Here is a 15995-nt window from a genome sequence, read left to right as displayed (position 1 = left end):
CGCGGGGCGGTATCAACTTGCGGCTCCGCCGCGTGGGCGCGAGCAACCACAGACGACCCGCACGCACACTCGAAGAGGAGTCCGCACGTGCCTCAGGACGCTTACGACTACGACGTCATTGTGGTGGGCTCGGGCTTCGGCGGCTCGGTAACCGCCCTGCGCCTCACGGAGAAGGGCTACCGCGTAGGCGTCCTGGAAGCCGGCCGCCGCTTCACCCGCGCGTCGCTGCCGAAGAACTCCTGGGACCTCAAGAACTACCTCTGGGCGCCGAAACTCGGCATGTACGGCATCCAGCGCATCCACCTGCTGGGCAACGTGATGGTGCTGGCGGGAGCCGGAGTCGGCGGCGGCTCCCTCAACTACGCCAACACCCTCTACGTGCCGCCGAAGCCGTTCTTCGAGGACCCGCAGTGGAAGGACATCACCGACTGGCAGGAGGAGTTGCGGCCGTACTACGACCAGGCCCGGCGCATGCTCGGCGTACGGATCAACCCGACGATGACCCCGTCCGACATCCACCTCAAGGCCGCGGCCGAACGGATGGGCGTCGGCGAAAGCTTCCACCTGGCGCCCGTGGGCGTGTTCTTCGGCGACGGAGAGGACGCGGAGGGCCAGGCGAAGGCCGCACCCGGCGAGGAGGTCGCCGACCCGTACTTCGGTGGCGCCGGACCGGCCCGCAGGGCCTGCAACGAGTGCGGCGAGTGCATGACGGGCTGTCGCCACGGCGCGAAGAACACCCTCAACGAGAACTACCTGTATCTCGCGGAGAAGGCGGGCGCCGTCGTCCACCCGATGACCACGGTCGTCTCGGTCACCGACGACTCGCGGGGCGGATACGCCGTCGCGACGCTCCCGACCGACGAGAAGAGGAAGGGCGAGGGGCGGGTCTTCACCGCGCGGCGCGTCGTCCTCGCCGCCGGCACGTACGGCACCCAGACCCTCCTGCACCGTATGAAGGCGGGCGGCCAACTGCCCTACCTGTCGCCGAGACTGGGCATGCTCACCCGCACCAACTCCGAGGCGCTGGTGGGCGCGCAGACCGACAACCGGCGCTACCGCAAGGCGCACGGCGCGCCCCGGGCCGACTTCACGCGGGGCGTCGCCATCACGTCCTCGATCCACCCCGACGAGAACACCCACATCGAGCCCGTCCGCTACGGCAAGGGCTCCAACGCGATGGGCGGCCTGTCCATCCTCCAGGTGCCGTACGCGGAGGGCTCGTCCAGGGTTCTGGGCTGGCTCGCGCACGCCGCCCGGCACCCCATGCTCGTGGTGCGCTCGCTGTCCAACCGGCGCTGGTCGGAGCGGACCATCATCGGCCTGGTGATGCAGTCGCTGGACAACTCCCTGACCACGTACCTGAAGGACAAGGGCGTGGGGAAGGGCCTGCTGACGGCGCGCCAGGGGCACGGCGCCCCCAACCCCAAGCAGATCAGGGCAGCCACCGAGGCCGCCTCCGCCCTCGCCGCCGAGATCAACGGGTTCGCCGGCAGCAATGTGGGCGAGCTGATGGGCACCCCGCTCACCGCGCACTTCCTGGGCGGCTGCCCGATCGGGCCGTCCTCCGAGGAGGGCGTGATCGACCCGTACCACCGGCTGTACGGCCACCCGGGCATCTCGGTCGTCGACGGCGCGGCGGTCACGGCGAACCTCGGCGTGAACCCCTCGCTCACCATCACCGCCCAGGCCGAGCGCGCGATGTCGTACTGGCCCAACAAGGGCGAGGCCGACCCGCGCCCCGCCCAGGGCGCCGCGTACGAGCGGCTGAAGCCGGTGGAGCCACGGCACCCGGCGGTCCCGGCGGACGCGTTCGGCGCGCTGCGGCTGCCGTTCCTGGGGGTGCCGACGGTGCCGCCGAAGAAGTAGAAGAAGAAGCGGAAGAGGAAGAAGCGGAAGAAGAGGCAGGGGAAGGAGAAGGACCCGCGCTCCCCTCCGAGCGCGGGTCCTTCTTGTCTGTGTGAGCCGCGATGCCTTACGCGGCTGCTGGTGTTCCTCCGGTCCTCCGGCCCTTCCGGCCCTTCCGGTCCTCCGGTCCTACGCGGTGGTGTCCTGGTCCTTGCGGCGGCGGACCAAAAACACCGCGCCCGCGCCGACGACGACGGCGATACCGCCGACGAGGCCGATGACGGGCAGCGCGGAGCTCGAACCGGTGTGGGCGAGGCTGCCGGTCGGCAGCTCGGAGACCTCGCCCTGAGGCTTCTTCACGGACTCCTTCTCGTCCTTGTCACCCGGCTCGGCCTCACCCGGCTGGGGGTTGTCGGCGCCGGCCTTCAGTACTTCGAAGTCGTACTGTGCCCATCCTTCGGCGACGCAGTCCTGATCGTCGACCTTGTCGAGGTAGGCACCGGAACCGAAGGACCAGGCGTCGCCCGCGGGCGCCTTCGCGTCGATGCTGACGCGCAGGTCGAACTTCTCGCTCGCCCCCGCTTTGAGCTCGTCGACGTACGAGAAGTAGTCACCGGCCCACTCGTCGTCCCCGATCCGGGTCCACCTGCCGTCCTCGGGGTTCTTGAACTCCAGGTCGACGTAGGGGCTGAGGAACTTGTCCTCGTCCGTCTCGTAGTTCTCGATCTCCGCGTAAAAGGCGACGTCGCTGACGTCCACGTCGCTGTCGTTCGTGACGACCAGCTGGAAGGAGTGGCGCCCGCTGCCCGCGACGATCTTGCCGGGCAGTCCCTCGACCTCGGCGGACACCTTGGCGTCGCCGTAGTCGTCGTCCAGCTCTTCGCAGAACGGGATGTCGGGGTCGGAGGGGTCCGCCTCGCTCGACTGGGACGGGGTGGACGTCGGGGTCCGGGACCCGGCCGTTTCCGGGCGGGCCCCCTGGGCCGCCGGCGCGGACGTGGAGGGCGTGGCCTCCGGCCCCGGTGTCGTGGTGGGCGGGGTGCTGTCCGGTGTCGCCCCGGGGGTGGACTCGGGGGCCGACCCGGGCGTGCTCGTGCTCGGAGTCCCGCTCGGCGTCGCCGTCCCGTCGGCGAACGCGGCCGGGGCCGACAGCAGGGCCGGCGGCGCCAGGACAGCCGTCACGGCCGCTGTGGCCAGAGCACGGCGAAGCTTCATCGGGACCTCATCCGAGTGCGTGCATGGTCGTTGGTTCTGCACGTGGGACCTGTGAGGCCAGGGAATGGTTGCGCCCGTTTTCACAGAATCCTTATGTGGGCTGGGTCACATGTGGATGTGTGAGGATCGGCTGTATGACTTGATGTCGCGATGGCGCGTACATGATGTGATGTGCGCCGACTCGGATGCGACTGTCCGGGCGTTGTTGGGCGCGTGTGAGCTGCGCGGGCGTCAGGCGTGCAGGCATGCAGGCAGGTATCGAGGCGTCAGCCGTGCGGGGCGTGCGCCGGAGTCGAAGGCGGGGAATGTGAAGTCAAGGATGTCGCGGGCAGTCGTGGCCGTCTCGGTCGTGGCCACGCTCGGTTTCACCGCGGCGTGCGGTGGGGGCGGCGACGAGGAGAGCGCGGAGGGGAAGCCGGGCGGGGCGAGCGCCACCCAGGCGGCCGACGAGGCGAAGACCGGTGCGGAGGGCGGCGAGGGCGGTGCCGCGAGCGGTGACGCCAAGGGCCCGTTGACCGAGGCGCAGCTGGACAAGGCCGCCCTCGTGAGCGGTGACACGAAGGACTACAAGGTCGCGAAGACGCCCGAAGGGGACATCCCCGCCGAGACCGTGCCCGCCGAGCCGGCTGCCTGCCAGCCGATCGCGGACATGTTCTTCTTCACCTCCACGCCGAGGGCCGATGCCCGCACCGCCCGCACCCTCACGGCCAGGAGCGACCTCAACGCGACCGTCGTCTCGCTCGCCCTGCTCGCGCACGAGCAGAGCGACGCCGAGAAGGTGATCGCCGACCTGCGTACGGCGTCGACGTCGTGCACCGCCTACGAGCACACCGACTACAAGTACAGCGGCGTCAAGGCCCTGCCCGCTCCCAAGCAGGGCGACGAGGCGGTCTCGTACAAGCTGAAGGGCTCCATCGAGGGCACGAGCGTGCCGATGACCTTCACGGTCGTCCGCAGCGGGTCGACGCTCGCGGCGTTCTACGCGATGAACGTCCTCGACGCGGACAAGGCGCAGGTGCCGGCCGATGTGATCGAGGCGCAGCTGACGAAGCTGGAGAAGGCGGCGGGCTGAGCCGTTCCGCCGTTGCGCGGCGAGCGTTCGTTTCGCTGCGAAGAGCCCCGCGGGACGTGTCCCGCGGGGCTCTTCTGAGTCAGCACCGTCGTCAGGGCAGCGCCGGTGCCTGAGGAGCGGCGCCGGGGGGGCAACCGCTTCGACCACCCTTGAACAGTTTCCGCCGGCCGGCTCCGGGCGTCCCCGAAGCCGACCGATCCTGGTGACCGGGCTGCTGTCCCCTGCCGTCCGGTCACGACCCTGGAGCGAGGTCCCACGGCGCACAGCACGATCCGTACGCCTCATCGCCCCAGCGGAGCCACGCGTGGTTCTTTCGGGCCCGCGCCTGGCTGACACGGACATCGGGACCAACGAAACGAGTCGTACGGCGGTCACGCGCCGTACGGGTGAGAGGGGGTGCGGACGTGCGTGCGCCGTGCTCGCGTGCGCCGGGTCCGCGTCCGCCGGCCCTGTGCGCGCCGGCCCTGTGCGCTCCGGGCCTGTGCGCTCCGGGCCTGTACGCGCCGGGCTTGTGTGCGGGCTGTGGGTCAGATGCGACCCCGGCACAGTTCCAGCAGGGTCATGGCGAGGGCGGTGCCGGGCTTGCCGAGGGCCTCGCTGTAGTGGGCGAGGATCTCCATCTCGCGGGAGAGGTTCACTCGGCGGCCGCCGGAGGCGATGCGGGCGTCCTGGACGACCGCCGAGACGGCCATCCGTTCCTGGACGAGTCCGATGATCCGGTCGTCCAGGGCGTCGATGCGTTCGCGCGCGCCTGTGATCACATCGGCGGCTTCCTCGGTGCGGGCGCCGGTCTTCTCGGTGGGGCTGGTCGTCGTGGTCGTCGTGCTCGTCCGGTTGGCCGTGGTGGCGGTCATCGCGGGGGCTCCTTGTTCCGTGTTCCGTGCTGTCTCGTGTTCGGGAGGGGCGCCCCGGAGCGGCAGGACCCGGAAACGACAGAACGCCCCGGGCCTTGTCGGCCCGGGGCGCCTGGGAAGTCGCTTGTCAGTTGCTCAAGCAGCACGACCATGGCAGCCGGTGGGCCGGTTGCCATAGGTAAAGACGAACGTCTGGTGCTTGAGCATGCGTGCAGTATGGCCCTGGGAGGGCGAGAGGGCCAAAGGGGTTCGGATGGTGAGACGGTGTCCTTCAGCCCCTCCGGCGTTCGAAGGGCGGATAGGGGCGGGTAGGGGCGGCGGGCCGAAAACCGGGGCCGCGGGGCGAAAACCCGGCGCAGACACCGCGGGACACCACCCCCGGTAGACTCGGCAAGCACAGACCCCGCCCAACCGCCGGAAGGCACCCCGTGTCATCAGCGACCCCCGCTGCCGCTTCCCCCGACACCGTCCTGGTCGTCGACTTCGGTGCGCAGTACGCCCAGCTCATCGCCCGCCGAGTCCGTGAGGCCCGGGTCTACAGCGAGATCGTGCCGAGCACCATGCCGGTCGCGGAGATGCTCGCCAAGAACCCGGCGGCGATCATCCTCTCCGGCGGCCCCTCGTCGGTCTACGCCGAGGGCGCCCCCCGCCTGGACCGCGAGATCTTCGAGTCCGGCGTCCCCGTCTTCGGCATGTGCTACGGCTTCCAGCTGATGGCCACCACCCTCGGCGGCACCGTCGACAACACGGGCGCGCGCGAGTACGGCCGTACGGGCCTGCACGTCTCCAAGTCCGGCTCCACCCTCTTCGAGGGCACCCCGAGTGAGCAGCCGGTGTGGATGTCCCACGGCGACGCGTGCAGCGAGGCCCCCGAGGGCTTCACCGTCACCGCCTCCACGGACGTCGTCCCGGTCGCCGCCTTCGAGAACGACGAGAAGAAGCTCTACGGCGTCCAGTACCACCCGGAGGTCATGCACTCCACGCACGGCCAGCAGGTCCTGGAGCACTTCCTGTACCGGGGCGCGGGTCTCACCCCGTCCTGGACCACCGGCAACGTGATCGAGGAGCAGGTCGCGGCCATCCGCGAGCAGGTCGGCACCAAGCGTGCCATCTGCGGTCTCTCGGGCGGCGTGGACTCGGCGGTCGCCGCGGCCCTCGTACAGAAGGCCATCGGCTCCCAGCTGACCTGCGTGTACGTCGACCACGGCCTGATGCGCAAGGGCGAGACCGAGCAGGTCGAGAAGGACTTCGTCGCGGCCACCGGCGTTCAGCTGAAGGTCGTCGACGCAGAGGAGCGCTTCCTCAAGGCGCTCGCGGGGGTCTCCGACCCCGAGGAGAAGCGGAAGATCATCGGCCGCGAGTTCATCCGGGTCTTCGAGCAGGCCCAGGCCGAGATCATCGCGGACGAGGGCCCGGAGGTGGCGTTCCTCGTACAGGGCACCCTCTACCCGGACGTCGTCGAGTCCGGCGGCGGCACCGGCACCGCCAACATCAAGTCCCACCACAACGTGGGCGGCCTCCCCGAGGACCTGGAGTTCGAGCTCATCGAGCCGCTCCGCAAGCTCTTCAAGGACGAGGTCCGCATGGTCGGCCAGGAGCTCGGCCTGCCCGACGAGATCGTCCAGCGCCAGCCGTTCCCGGGTCCCGGCCTCGGCATCCGTATCGTCGGCGAGGTCACCAAGGAGCGGCTCGACCTGCTCCGCGAGGCCGACGCCATCGCCCGCGAGGAGCTGACGGCCGCCGGCCTCGACCGCGACATCTGGCAGTGCCCGGTCGTCCTGCTCGCCGACGTGCGCAGTGTCGGCGTCCAGGGCGACGGCCGGACGTACGGCCACCCGATCGTCCTGCGCCCGGTGTCCAGCGAGGACGCGATGACGGCCGACTGGTCGCGCCTGCCTTACGACGTCCTCGCCCAAATCTCCACCCGCATCACGAACGAGGTCAAGGACGTCAACCGGGTCGTCCTCGACGTGACGAGCAAGCCGCCGGGGACCATCGAGTGGGAGTGAGTCCGTTGAGCGCGTCGAGCGCGTCGAGCGCGTCGAGCCCGTCGGGTTCCTGCGGATTCCTGGCGGGGGCTCAGGCCCGCTTGAGCGTACGCACCGGCGCTCCGGGCTGCCACACCTGCGCGACCAGGTATTTCTCGTCCTCGACGTAGGTCCGTACGACCTCCGTCAGCTCGGCGCGGAAGAGGTGGAACGGCTCCGGCGGTTCCACCTCTCGCGTGTAGCGCGCCTTCGTCTCCGGGTCCTCGACCTCGATCGCCCGCCCACTGATCCGCACGTCGCCGCCCCCCATGTCGGTACCCGAACCAGGATTGGCCTGCAGCGAGAACCGCGGATCGCGCCGCAGGTCGAGCGCCTTGAGCGAGTCCGGCATCATGCCCAGCCACAGCTCACCGCCCAGGAAACGGACCTCGAGCCCGGTCGTGCGCGGCGAACCGTCCTTGCGGAGGGTCGCGAGGACATGGTGGGTGAAGGCGCCGAAGCGTTCCTCGACGGTCCTGGCGAGATCGGGTTCGGCGGTGGTGAACGCGGCCCAGTTCGGAACGGGGTTCGTGCCGGAACGGCTCACATGGCTGACATGGCTCATACGGCCAGTCTGGCGCCGATACCCGACATCCGCTGTCCTGTATGTCGCCGCTGCTGATTGCTGATTGCTGATTGCTGATTGCTGATTGCTGGTTGCTGGTTGCTGCCGCTGTCGGCCCGGCCCCGCTGCCGTGCCGTGCCGTGACGGGCGACGCGCCTTGGTGACTTCCGTAACGGTTGCGCACACTCTTCACCGGACGGCCCTGTCCTCTTGCGGGGACTGACGGTAACTTCCGCTCCGTAAACGAACCCAGTGCTGGAGGACATATGCACGGGCCGACACCGCCCCTGCCCCTACCCACGGACCAGCTGCAGTTCGCCATGCCGCCGATGCACGACTCGCTGGACGACGAGCGTCGGCACCGCAAGGAACGGCTGGCCGGGGCGCTGCGGATCTTCGGGCGGCTCGGATTCGAGGACGGGGTCTCCGGGCACATCACCGCGCGCGATCCGGAGTTCAGCGACTGCTTCTGGGTCAATCCGTTCGGCATGCCGTTCAAGCACGTCACCGTGAGTGACCTGGTCATGGCGAACTCCGAGGGTCAGGTGATCCACGGTCGCTACCACGTCAACCAGGCGGCGTTCACCGTGCACGCCCAGGTGCACGCCGCCCGTCCGGACGTCGTGGCGGTCGCCCACTGCCACTCGGTGCACGGCCGCGCGCTCTCGGCCCTCGCCGAACTGCTGGACCCGATCACCCAGGAGAGCTGCGCGTTCTACGAGGACCACGCGCTCTACGACACGTACACCGGTGTCGCCGTCGACGCGGAGGAGGGCCGCCGGATCGCGTCCGTGCTCGGCAGCCGCAAGGCCCTGGTGCTGCGCAACCACGGGTTGCTGACGGTCGGCGACTCCGTGGACGCGGCGGCCTGGTGGTTCCTGTCGATGGAGCGGTCGGCCCAGGTCCAGCTGACGGCGAAGGCGGCGGGGCGACCGGTGCTCATCGGCCACCGGCAGGCAGTGGCCACGCGGGAGCAACTCGGCGGCGACCTTGTCGCGTGGATCAACTACCAGCCCCTCTGGCAGGACATCAGCAGAAGCGAGCCGGACCTGCTGAGCTGAAGAGCCGCACAGCCACACAGCCGCACAGCCCCCTTCCGCGGCGCCCTAGAAGTCGCGCAGCACGGCGGCCTTCGTCATCGCGAACTCCTCGTCCGTGAGCACCCCGTCCCGGTGCAGTTCCCCCAACTCCCGCAGCCGGCGCAGAAGCACGTCGTGGTGGTCGGCGGGAGACGCGGTTGTGGCGCCTGCGGTTGTGGCGTCTGCGGTTGTGGCGTCTGCGGTTGTGGCGTCTGCGGTTGTGGCGCCTGGGGTTGTGGCGTCTGGGGTTGTGGTGGTGGTTGCGGTCGTGCTCGCGGTCGCGGCGGCGAGCCGGGGGCGCTCCGCCGCGTCGATCGCGCGGGTCGCCGGGTGCGGCAGCCGGGCGGTGACAGCGGTCGCGACGAGGGCCGTGAGCAGGTCGCGACGGGCGCTGCCCCACAGGTCGAGCGCGTACGGGTCTTTCTCGGGCGGCAGCTTGGAGAACACCGTCTCGCGTGTCACGAACCGCATGAACCCGTCCTCGTACCCGGAGTTGGGCAGCCACTCCACCTGCACCAGCTCACCGACCGTGATGACGCGCGGCCCCGTCGCACGCTTGATCCGGTCGGAGGTGTCGCTCCAGTCGATCCGCACCTGCGTACCGTCGAACGACACCGTGCCGTCACTGGACCGCACGGACACCGGCACCGGCGGGCCCGGCAGCAGATAGGCCTTCGCGGGTTCCTTCGGTATCTGCTCCAGGAGCAGGGCCTGGCGTATCTCCTCCGCCACGTACTCGGCGACGCCCGAGCGGTCGACGTCGACCGTCAGCCGGTAGGGATCGGCCGCGTCGGGGAGCCGCCCGCCGGTCGCCTGGAGCAGCGGATCACAGCCCTCGCGGAGCCTGAGCCGCAGTCGGCCCCGCTTGCGCTCGGGTTCGTAGACGACGCCCGACACCGCTTCGAGGGGCACCGCTATCTCCCCGTACGTCTGCCGGAACAGCGGCACGGAGCGGTGGAGTCCCGGCGTGATCCGGACCGTGCTGCCGTCGAAGGCCCAGGTCCCGTCACGCTGGATGATCTCGGCCATAGGGAGATTCTCGCAGTGGGGCCCTCCACGGGGAGAGGTTGAGACGAGAAAGGCCGGCGCGGAGCCACGGGTCGCGCGCGTTGCCCGCACCCACGCGGCGGAGCCGCGCGATGTCACGGCCCGGCACCCCTCAAGGGGCCCGCGTGGGGGCGCTACCGCCCTGGTCAACGTGATTCCCACCCCTTCACCCCGCTCTGACCAGACCTGCCGGACGAGGGCCCTGTTCCGTACGGCACAATTCGCTGTCATCACAGGGTGGCTGTACGGCTGTCGCATGGCGCGGGCGTACGGAGGAGAAGTGGCGCGGGGAAGGCGGGCTCGGGCGTGGCGGTGCAGGAGGCGAGACAGGGCGCGGGCGCCCACGAGGGCGGCTGCGCGTGCGGGGACTGCCCGCGCGGCGCCCGTGAGGGACACCGGCGCGCGGTCGCCGCGTTCCTGCTCAAGCGCGAGGAGTTCGCGTCCGGCCAGGGGCTGCCCGCGGCGGTCGCGTACTCCGCGTCGGCGTCCCGCCAGTGGGTCTCCGACGAACTCACCCAGTCCGCCGCCCTCGTCGCCGAACGCGCGCGAGTGGAGGGCGAGGCATGGCTGGGCCGCCTGTGGCTGCGCACGGCCTGCGTCGTGTGGGGTGCCTTCCTGTCCCTGCTCCTGGTCCAGGCACTCACCGCGATCGGCGCGGGCTGGACGACGGCACGCACGGCCGGTCTGCTGGCCGCTCTGGTGGTGGGCCTGGCCTTGACGGGCGCCGGCTACCTGCACCGCTCGCGGGGTGGCGCTCTGGCCCCCGTGATCGGTGAGGACAACCGGCTCTCCACCTCCCGTGCCGTGGCCGCGAGCTGGGTGCTCCTCGCCGTGTACGCCGTTCTGGTGCTCGTCGGACAACTCGCCGCCGCCTCGGACCACGGCCGGCGGGACGCGCTGATCACCGGGCTCGAACTCGCCCGTGGCGCGGGCGTGGTGACCGTCCTCGCCGTCGTGTGCGGTATCGCCGTGCTGGTCCGGCGGGTGGTCGGCCTGCGCGTCCTCGGCCAACGCCTGCAGAAGGTCCGCGCCGACCGCCCCCGCGCCTCCGACCTCCTGACCGACGACTCCGGCCGTGGCAGCTTCACGGACATCCAGTTCGTCGTCGTGAACACCGTCGCCCTCGCCTTCGCTGTCGTACGCCTGGCCCGCCGCCCCGACCAACTCCCCGACCTCCCCTGGGGACTGGCCCTGCTGGTGCTGGTCTCCGCGGCCACGTACGTCGCCGGCAAGTACGCGGACGGCGGCCGCCCCGTGATCCTTTCCGTGGTCCGCTCCCGCGAGGCCGGCGACCTCGACGCGCCCATCCGCACCGGCGACGACATCGAGATCCGCGGCGCCGGCTTCGTCCCACCGGGTGCCCAAGGCGCCGACCGCCTCTCCCGGATGGTCGTCCGCATCGGCGCCGTCCACGTCCACGTCCCGCTCGTCCCCGTCGTCGGCGGCTTCAGCAACCCCACGGACGCCGTCCTCACCGTGCCGGTCCCCGCCGACGTGGAGCCCGGCCGAGTAGAGGTCCAGGTGGTGACCGCCGCCGGGGTGGAGACGAACCGGTACGTGATCGAAGTGACCGACTGACCGGGGCGGACCCTCGGACCGAGTCCGGCCGTCGCATCGGATCGCGTGCGGCCGTCGGATCGGATGGTGTGCGGCCGTCGGACCAATTCCGGCCTACGGTCCGACCTTGGCCTGCGGTCCGTCCTTGGCCAGCAGGCCAACAGGCCGACTGGCCGTCCTTGGCCGATCGACTGGCCTTGGTCGGCTGTCCCCTCCTTGGACGGCTTACCGGCTCCGGCTGGCTGACCGGCTCTGGCCGGTTGGCGGCCGACCGGGTGATCGCCGGACCGGGCGACCGCCGACGGGCGAGGGTGAGAAAACCTGAGAAACGCCCCCAAAGGCACCCTTCTCCGAAAACTGGCGCCCCGCTCATTGAGCGGCTCCCCCCGTTCGTACGTATGGTCTGTTGAGGGGTCAACGGCACGGCGGCGAGAGGCGGCGGACAGTCATGACTCACAGTATTCGTTCGGACACGCAGACCCCCTACTTCGACAGCGGCCGAGACTGGCGGGACACCGCCACCCGATACGCACTGCTCCCTCTGAGAGTTTTCCTCGGCGTCACCTTCATCTACGCCGGCCTGGACAAACTCACCGACAGCGCCTTCCTGTCCGATGCGGGCTCCGGCTCGATCGGCGACATGATGCGCGCGGTCCGCGACTCCTCGGCCATCCCGGCCCTCGTCGACCTCGCCCTCAAGAACCCCGTCGGCTTCGGCTACGCCATCGCTTTGGGTGAGCTCGCCGTCGGCCTCGGCACCCTCTTCGGACTCCTCGCCCGCCTCGCGGCCTTCGGCGGTGCCCTGATCTCCCTCAGCCTCTGGCTGACGGTCAGCTGGGCATCCGACCCCTACTACTACGGCAACGACCTCGCCTACCTCATGGCCTGGCTCCCCCTCGTCCTTGCCGGCGCCTCCGTCCTCTCCATCGACGCGGCCATCCGCAACCGCCGACGGCAACGATCGGGCGGCTATCGCTGAGCTGCCGCGCAGCAGCCGGGCTGGTGCGGTGCGCACGGCCGCGGTCCCCATGGCCGCGTTGCGCACCGCCGTAGTGCCCGCGGCCGCGGTGCGCACCGCCGCCCTACCGCTGCCTGCCGCACCCCGGTGACATGCCCGGTGAGACAGCGTGAGCCGTCACCCCGCGAGGCGCCGGGCGAAAGAGCGGTTACTCGATCCTGCTCGACACCCCGGCGTCCGAGGCCTGCCTGCCCCCGGGAGCGTGCCCCTCGTGCGGGGACGATCGGTGGCGGCGTATCGCATACGTCAGGAACGCCGTCGCGCCCGACAGACCGAGGCCGCCGATGACCAGGGGTATGGCCACGAACCAGGGGGTCTCCCAGGCGCCGCCCGCGTCTCCTGCGTAGACGACGGCTGTGAGGGTGAGGAAGAAGCCCGCGACCAGCTTGCCGGGCTGAACGTCATGCCGCAGCACGAGTCACCTCCGCCTGGCCCATGCCGACCTCGATGCTGACATCGATCGTGCCGGCGGACTTCCCGTCGCCGGTGGTGCCCTTCACAGGGGAGAGGGTCAGTTGCTTCTCGGTGTCCGGTGCCACGTCCACGTCCTCCTTCTTGTCGCCCGGCAACTGGATGTCTCCCACGCCGACTTCGATCGTCAGGCGCACCGTGACGTCCGAGGGCACCACCACCTTCAGCTTGCCCACACCCACCTCCGCACCGGTCGTTACCGTCCTGCCCTTCGGTACATCCACGCGCGTCAGGTCCAACGTGCCCACACCCGTGCCCAGTTCGTACCCCGGCTGTACGTCAGCCACGGCGGTCGGCGCCCAGGTCGTGTGTATCCAGTGGGTGTTGACGTTCGCCGGGAGCGCTGCCGAGCACACCAGCAGGCCCGCCGTCACCACCGCGAGGAAGATCGACCCCGCGCCCGTACGCCCCAGGAACGCACTGATCCCGATGCCCAGTCCGAACACGGCGAGGGCGCAGGCCAGACCGGTCTGCAGGCTGGTCCCGAGCGCGTGGTCGTCCCACGTCAGGTTCGTACCGAGAGCTCCGGCGAGCAGCGCGAGCAAGAACACCCAGCCACCTATCCAGCGCGGCCCGCGCGGGCTGGGCCCCTGGGCGGTACGTATGTCAGGGCGGGACGGTGTGCCCCGAGCGATGTTGATGGCCGCCGCGACATCGCGGTCCTGTGCCTCCCACGGCCCCCACAGATAGCCCGTACCACCCACGTGCGTGCCGTCCTTGACGATCGGGTCACGCCACCAGGACGGGTAGGAGGCGGGGACGGGCGGCGCCTGGGCCTCCGGCGGCGCGTCGGCGACGGCCTGTGCCGCGAGCGGGTCGGGATCGGGGGCGCCGCGCTGCCGAGACCAGTACCCCGCGCCCGCGAGGAGCAGGGAGAGGACCACTGCGAAGGTCAGCACCCCGCCATTGCCCAGCATGGTGAGGAAGACGCCGCAGCCGACCAGGGTGAAGAGCACGGCCGCCAGGGCCTGGCCGTCGACACGGCCGGTCAGCAGCCTGCGTACCTCGTTCTCCTCCTCGTCGTCGTACGGAACGAACAGCCATGCGAAGCCGTAGAAGATGAGACCTGTGCCGCCGGCCATCGACAGCACCGTGAGCACGATCCGGAAGATCACCGGATCCATGTCGCACTGCCGCCCCAGCCCCGCGCAGACCCCGGACAGCATTTTGTGCCGCCGGTCACGACGGAACCTGGCGGGGGCCTGGGGCGACGCGGAGCCCTCGGCGGCAACTTGGGCCGCACTCGCACCCGCACTCGCACCAGCGCCCGCCTGATCCGCACCCACACCCGCACCCGCTTTGTCCGCGCTCGCGCTCGTGTGTGTGCGCGTGTGCGTGTGCGCGCCAGCGTGTGCGCGCGGTTCCTTGCCCTGGCCCGGTCCGGGCGTGGTGCCGCCCTCGTCCGGGGCGGGCATGGCGTCCTGCGGCTCGGTGGCCGGCCGCCGGGCGCCCGAGCCGGGGTCCGGCTCCGGAGCCGCGTGCTGCTGATCTGTCATGTGTCCATCGTGGCCGCCGAGACCGCCCGGCGGCAGTCGGGATGACCCTGGCCCGACCCTGATATTCGCCCCGGGAACTGTTCGATCATGCCCGGTCGAAGATCAGGGGTGTCTCGGGGGCAGACCCTGATGCCACGGACCGCCATGCGTGTGAACATCGATGGCATGCCGGAAGCCGCAGCAGTGCCAGTCGACGTCCCGCGGCCCCCGCGCAAGCTCTACCGCAGCAGCGACGGTCGCTGGCTCGGAGGCGTGGCGCGAGGGCTCGCCGGGCATCTCGGGCTGCCCGTGACCTGGCTGAGGCTCGTGTTCGTCGGCCTGTTCCTCGCGGACGGCCTTGGCGCGCTGCTGTACGCGGCGTTCTGGTTCTTCGTCCCGCTCGGCGTGGGCGGTGTCGACAACCAGCGGACCCCGGCGGTCTCCACCGAGACCTCACCGGACGGCCGGCGGAAACTGGTGGCCCGCAGACCGGACAGGGGCCAGATCGTCGCCCTGCTCCTCATGGTCGTCGTGGCCATGGTCTTCGTCGGCAATGTGAACCTCGGCGACGGAGCCAAGGCGTATCTGTGGCCGACCGTCCTGGTCGCCGCCGGTGTCGCCCTGGTCTGGCGTCAGGCGGACAACGCGCGACGGGCACGCTGGGTCGAGGTCGGCCGCCGTCGGCGCACGCTCACGCTGCTCCGTTCCGTGGGCGGTGTCCTGCTCGTCACCGCGGGCGTCTCCGGGATATTCGTCCTGCAGGGCTCCGCCGCCCACCTCGGCTCGGTCCTGCAGGCCGCGCTCGCCGTCCTCGTGGGGATAGCGCTGCTCGCCGGCCCGTATCTCGTCCGCATGACCCAGGACCTCTCCGAGGAACGGCTGATGCGCATCCGCGCCCAGGAGCGGGCGGAGGTCGCGGCCCACGTCCACGACTCGGTGCTGCACACGCTGACGCTGATACAACGCAACGCGGAGAACGCGAACGAGGTGCGCCGCCTCGCCCGGGCCCAGGAGCGCGACCTGCGCAACTGGCTCTACAAGCCCGAGGGCACCGGCAAGGACGAGGACGACGAACCCGACACCCTCGCGGAGGCCGTGAAGCGCAGCGCCGCCGAGGTGGAGGACAAGCACGGCGTCCCGATCGAGGTCGTGGTCGTCGGCGACTGCCCGCTCGACGAACGCCTGGGCTCGCAGATGCAGGCCGCGCGCGAGGCGATGGTGAACGCGGCCAAGTACGGTGGCGAGGGCGGCGCCGTACAGGTCTTCGCCGAAGTCGAGGGCAGAACGGTCTTCGTGTCCGTGCGGGACCGGGGCCCCGGCTTCGACCTCGACTCGATACCCGCCGACCGCATGGGCGTCAGAGAATCGATCATCGGTCGCATGGAGCGCAACGGCGGTACGGCACGGCTCCGCGCCGTACCGGACGGCGGCACGGAGGTCGAGCTGGAGATGGAGAGGGCGGAGACGACGTCATGAGCGACGCGAACGGGGCGAGCGGTCCGACCAGGCCGGACGGGACGACCCCCGGCACCAGTGAAACCGGTTCCACCGGTTCCACCGGTTCCACCGGTCCCACCGGTCCCACCGGTTCCACCGGTTCCACCGGTTCCACCGGTTCCACCGGTTCCACCGGTTCCACCGGTCCCACCGGTCCCACCGGTCCCACCGGTTCCACCGGTTCCACCGGTTCCACCGGTTCCACCGGTTCCACCGGTCCCACCGGTCCCACCGGTTCCACCGGTTCCACCGGTCCCACCGGTTCCACCGACC

Annotated in this window: 13 protein-coding genes; 7 read left to right on the top strand and 6 right to left on the bottom strand. The window is 70.6% G+C overall.

Annotated elements, in window-relative coordinates; translation table 11 throughout:
• The first annotated feature begins 87 nt into the window (after nt 1-87).
• The gene (locus tag AB0959_RS22440) at nt 88-1866 is read left to right on the top strand and encodes a GMC family oxidoreductase (RefSeq protein WP_366828213.1); all 1779 of its coding nucleotides are present in this window, start codon (nt 88-90) and stop codon (nt 1864-1866) included.
• Between the two features lie 168 nt (nt 1867-2034).
• Here AB0959_RS22440 and AB0959_RS22435 read toward each other — a convergent pair whose 3' ends face one another.
• Nucleotides 2035-3060 carry an LPXTG cell wall anchor domain-containing protein gene (locus tag AB0959_RS22435; protein ID WP_366828212.1) on the bottom strand — a complete coding sequence of 342 codons (1026 nt, stop codon included), beginning with the start codon at nt 3058-3060 and terminating at the stop codon, nt 2035-2037.
• 319 nt (nt 3061-3379) lie between these two features.
• On the opposite strand from AB0959_RS22435, the gene AB0959_RS22430 reads away from it, so the two are divergent.
• Nucleotides 3380-4132, top strand: a complete 753-nt coding sequence (locus AB0959_RS22430; RefSeq protein ID WP_366828211.1) for a hypothetical protein — start codon at nt 3380-3382, stop codon at nt 4130-4132.
• Nucleotides 4133-4659: 527 nt separating this feature from the next.
• Here the strand turns inward: AB0959_RS22430 and AB0959_RS22425 are convergent.
• Nucleotides 4660-4986 (bottom strand): chorismate mutase, encoded by a 327-nt coding sequence (locus AB0959_RS22425; RefSeq protein WP_366828210.1) that lies wholly within the window; start codon nt 4984-4986, stop codon nt 4660-4662.
• A 428-nt stretch (nt 4987-5414) separates the two neighbouring features.
• Between AB0959_RS22425 and guaA the strand changes: the two genes are divergently transcribed.
• The gene (gene guaA / locus AB0959_RS22420; RefSeq protein WP_366828209.1) at nt 5415-6995 is read left to right on the top strand and encodes a glutamine-hydrolyzing GMP synthase; all 1581 of its coding nucleotides are present in this window, start codon (nt 5415-5417) and stop codon (nt 6993-6995) included.
• 70 nt (nt 6996-7065) lie between these two features.
• Here guaA and AB0959_RS22415 read toward each other — a convergent pair whose 3' ends face one another.
• Entirely contained in the window at nt 7066-7578 is a 513-nt protein-coding gene (locus AB0959_RS22415; protein WP_366828208.1) for a pyridoxamine 5'-phosphate oxidase family protein, read from the bottom strand.
• A 266-nt stretch (nt 7579-7844) separates the two neighbouring features.
• Here AB0959_RS22415 and AB0959_RS22410 point away from each other — a divergent pair, with 266 nt between their 5' ends.
• Nucleotides 7845-8639 carry a class II aldolase/adducin family protein gene (locus tag AB0959_RS22410; protein WP_366828207.1) on the top strand — a complete coding sequence of 265 codons (795 nt, stop codon included), beginning with the start codon at nt 7845-7847 and terminating at the stop codon, nt 8637-8639.
• Nucleotides 8640-8684: 45 nt separating this feature from the next.
• Here the strand turns inward: AB0959_RS22410 and AB0959_RS22405 are convergent, their stop codons facing one another.
• Nucleotides 8685-9686: a DUF4429 domain-containing protein gene (locus AB0959_RS22405; RefSeq protein ID WP_366828206.1), complete on the bottom strand. Its 1002-nt coding sequence runs from the start codon at nt 9684-9686 to the stop codon at nt 8685-8687.
• 324 nt (nt 9687-10010) lie between these two features.
• Here AB0959_RS22405 and AB0959_RS22400 point away from each other — a divergent pair, with 324 nt between their 5' ends.
• Both AB0959_RS22400 and AB0959_RS22395 read left to right on the top strand, forming a co-directional pair.
• Entirely contained in the window at nt 10011-11282 is a 1272-nt protein-coding gene (locus AB0959_RS22400) for a hypothetical protein (protein ID WP_366828205.1), read from the top strand.
• A gap of 427 nt (nt 11283-11709) precedes the next feature.
• Nucleotides 11710-12240 (top strand): DoxX family protein, encoded by a 531-nt coding sequence (locus tag AB0959_RS22395; RefSeq protein WP_366828204.1) that lies wholly within the window; start codon nt 11710-11712, stop codon nt 12238-12240.
• Nucleotides 12241-12427: 187 nt separating this feature from the next.
• On the opposite strand, the gene AB0959_RS22390 is transcribed toward AB0959_RS22395, so the two are convergent.
• Together AB0959_RS22390 and AB0959_RS22385 are read right to left on the bottom strand one after the other, a co-directional pair.
• Nucleotides 12428-12694 (bottom strand): hypothetical protein, encoded by a 267-nt coding sequence (locus tag AB0959_RS22390; RefSeq protein WP_366828203.1) that lies wholly within the window; start codon nt 12692-12694, stop codon nt 12428-12430.
• Nucleotides 12681-14246 (bottom strand): PspC domain-containing protein, encoded by a 1566-nt coding sequence (locus AB0959_RS22385; RefSeq protein WP_366828202.1) that lies wholly within the window; start codon nt 14244-14246, stop codon nt 12681-12683. The genes AB0959_RS22390 and AB0959_RS22385 overlap by 14 nt, the downstream gene beginning before the upstream one ends.
• Nucleotides 14247-14411: 165 nt before the next feature.
• Here AB0959_RS22385 and AB0959_RS22380 point away from each other — a divergent pair, with 165 nt between their 5' ends.
• Nucleotides 14412-15701: a PspC domain-containing protein gene (locus AB0959_RS22380; protein WP_366828201.1), complete on the top strand. Its 1290-nt coding sequence runs from the start codon at nt 14412-14414 to the stop codon at nt 15699-15701.
• Nucleotides 15702-15995: the final 294 nt, after the last annotated feature.

The organism is Streptomyces sp. NPDC046862 (genome assembly GCF_040704615.1).
In the GTDB taxonomy this organism is placed as follows: Bacteria; Actinomycetota; Actinomycetes; order Streptomycetales; family Streptomycetaceae; genus Streptomyces.
This window is presented reverse-complemented; position numbering and strand designations above follow the sequence as displayed.

Excerpts from the sequence above, each read along its gene's own strand:
- AB0959_RS22435 (WP_366828212.1), bottom strand. The coding sequence starts at position 3,060 with ATGAAGCTTCGCCGTGCTCTGGCCACAGCGGCCGTGACGGCTGTCCTG.
- AB0959_RS22430 (WP_366828211.1), top strand. The coding sequence starts at position 3,380 with ATGTCGCGGGCAGTCGTGGCCGTCTCGGTCGTGGCCACGCTCGGTTTC.
- AB0959_RS22425 (WP_366828210.1), bottom strand. The coding sequence starts at position 4,986 with ATGACCGCCACCACGGCCAACCGGACGAGCACGACGACCACGACGACC.
- AB0959_RS22415 (WP_366828208.1), bottom strand. The coding sequence starts at position 7,578 with ATGAGCCATGTCAGCCATGTGAGCCGTTCCGGCACGAACCCCGTTCCG.
- AB0959_RS22410 (WP_366828207.1), top strand. The coding sequence starts at position 7,845 with ATGCACGGGCCGACACCGCCCCTGCCCCTACCCACGGACCAGCTGCAG.
- AB0959_RS22405 (WP_366828206.1), bottom strand. The coding sequence starts at position 9,686 with ATGGCCGAGATCATCCAGCGTGACGGGACCTGGGCCTTCGACGGCAGC.
- AB0959_RS22395 (WP_366828204.1), top strand. The coding sequence starts at position 11,710 with ATGACTCACAGTATTCGTTCGGACACGCAGACCCCCTACTTCGACAGC.
- AB0959_RS22385 (WP_366828202.1), bottom strand. The coding sequence starts at position 14,246 with ATGACAGATCAGCAGCACGCGGCTCCGGAGCCGGACCCCGGCTCGGGC.
- AB0959_RS22380 (WP_366828201.1), top strand. The coding sequence starts at position 14,412 with ATGCCGGAAGCCGCAGCAGTGCCAGTCGACGTCCCGCGGCCCCCGCGC.